Source organism: Enterobacter wuhouensis, from assembly GCF_004331265.1.
GTDB lineage: Bacteria > Pseudomonadota > Gammaproteobacteria > Enterobacterales > Enterobacteriaceae > Enterobacter > Enterobacter wuhouensis.
Window position 1 is genome coordinate 1 of sequence record NZ_SJOO01000030.1, and the last position, 1709, is coordinate 1709.

The 1709-nt window shown below is 55.4% G+C and carries 1 protein-coding gene; it reads right to left on the reverse strand.

What is annotated here, in order from left to right:
• Positions 1–98 precede the first annotated feature (98 nt).
• Positions 99–1553, reverse strand: a complete 1455-nt coding sequence (gene emmdR, locus E0L20_RS23725; RefSeq protein WP_131636024.1) for a multidrug efflux MATE transporter EmmdR — start codon at positions 1551–1553, stop codon at positions 99–101.
• Positions 1554–1709 lie beyond the last annotated feature (156 nt).

A 1709-nucleotide genomic window follows, 5' to 3' on the forward strand; every position in this document is an offset into this window, starting at 1 on the left:
TTGAACGAGGCGCATATTATCGATGCTCATCGGTGATGTCAAAGGCAGAATGCAGATCGCCGATCGTTTGCCGATTTATTCTCCACTTCGCATATTTGTCAGGCAGCCTTTCGCGGATATTTCCATAGCCAGCGTCCACTCACCATACGCCAGTAGAACAACGCACCGCGCACCGCCCAGTCCAGGAACATCCCCAGCCAGACGCCGACCACGCCCATTCCCAGCATAATCCCCAGGGTGTAGCCCGCAACAACGCGGCAGCCCCACATGCCGAGCATAGATACCCACATCGCAAAGCGGGCATCGCGCGCCCCTTTCAGCCCGGCGGGCAATACCCATGAAGCCGCCCAAATCGGCATAAACGCGGCGTTGAGCCAAATCAGGATCTTGACCACCTCTTTAACATCGTCCTCGTGGGTATAGAACGAGGCCATTAGCCCGGCGAAGGGAGCCGTTCCCCAGGCAATCGCCGTGAGGCCAATGGTCGATAGCCAGAAGACATGGCGCAGCTGCCGTTCGGCCTGCCCTATCTGCCCTTTCCCTAACCGCTTCCCGGTGATGATGGTCGACGCCGAGCCGAGGGCGTTACCCGGTAGGTTAATAAGTGAGGCAATGGAGAAAGCGATAAAGTTACCGGCGATAACGTCAGTCCCCATCCCGGCGACAAACATCTGCGTGAGCAGCTTGCCGCCGTTAAACAGCACCGATTCAATGCTGGCCGGGATACCGATGCCCATCACCTCCCAGATAATGGCGAAGTTAAAGGGCCGAAAGTAACTTTTCAGCGTGAGACGCAGCGACGGCGTGATGCCCGTCATCAGCACGCCGATAATGGCCGCGGCGCCAATATAGCGAGAAATGGTCAGCCCCAGCCCGGCACCGACGAAACCCAGTCCGTCCCAGGAAAACACGCCGTAAATCAGGATGCTGCTGATCATAATATTCAGGATGTTCATCCCGCCGTTGATCAGCAGCGGAATTTTGGTATTGCCTGCACCGCGCAGCGCGCCGCTGCCAATTAACGCAATGGCAGCCGCCGGGTAGCTGAGCACCGTCATTTCCAGATAGGTCAGCGCCAGGCCTTTAACCTCGTTCGTCGCCTCGCCTGCGACGATATCAATGATCTCTTTTCCGTAGTAGTGGATCACCGCCGCCAGAATGATGGAGAACACCGTCATGATCATCAGCGACTGCCGCGCGGCTTCACGCGCGCGTTTGGGATCGAGCTTGCCCAGGCTGAAGGCAACCACCACCGTGGTGCCCAGATCGATGGCGGCAAAGAAAGACATCACCACCATGTTAAAGCTGTCCGCCAGCCCGACTCCGGCCATCGCTTCTTTGCCCAGCCAGCTCACCAGAAACGTGCTCAGCACCCCCATCAGCAGAACGCAGGTGTTTTCCAGGAAGATAGGCACAGCGAGGGGGGTGATTTCACGCCAGAACAGAACACGATAGCTTTTACGTTTTGCATACCAGGGCGTGCGCATAATCGCCTGGCGGATCGGGGCGGTGACGTTCAAAATGGACCTTAGCGAGTAAAGTTGAAACTCCATTTCAAATGATGATGGAGAAATGCGTATCCTGCAAAGTATTTTCCACAAAAAGATGTTTGGAATTACAACAAACTGACGACAGAATCGGCAATCAATCGATTTTCCCTAAGATCAGGTTTGACAAAACTTTTTTCGCCGTTAATATGAGCCTCCACA